The sequence below is a fragment of the Streptomyces atriruber genome (assembly GCF_001418325.1).
In the GTDB taxonomy this organism is placed as follows: domain Bacteria; phylum Actinomycetota; class Actinomycetes; order Streptomycetales; family Streptomycetaceae; genus Streptomyces; species Streptomyces atriruber.
The window spans coordinates 30,020-30,281 of sequence record NZ_LIPN01000042.1 but is presented as its reverse complement, the minus strand read 5'-3'; the positions used below and the strand labels follow the sequence as shown (position 1 = coordinate 30,281).

The 262-nt window shown below is 72.9% G+C and carries 1 protein-coding gene; it reads left to right on the top strand.

The window, feature by feature from the left end; genetic code table 11:
• Positions 1–43: 43 nt before the first annotated feature.
• Positions 44–262 (top strand): Phenylacetic acid catabolic protein (locus tag AOK03_RS43780; protein WP_244177489.1); only part of this gene is annotated, 219 nt, incomplete at its 3' end.

Sequence of the window (262 nt, the reverse complement as noted above, 5' to 3'; positions counted from 1 at the left end):
GACCCCGACCCCCGCCTCGCCCGACGCCCCGCCCTTCCCCGCCTTGGCCCTCGGCGACGACGCGCTGGTGCTCTCCCACCGGCTGGGGGAGTGGGCAGGACACGCCCCCGTCCTCGAAGAGGAGGTCGCCCTGGCGAACATCGCCCTCGACCTGCTCGGCCAAGCCCGCCTCCTGCTCTCCATGGCAGGCGACGAGGACGAGTTGGCGTACCTCCGCGAGGAGCGCTCCTTCCGCAACCTCCAGCTGGTCGAGCAGCCGAAC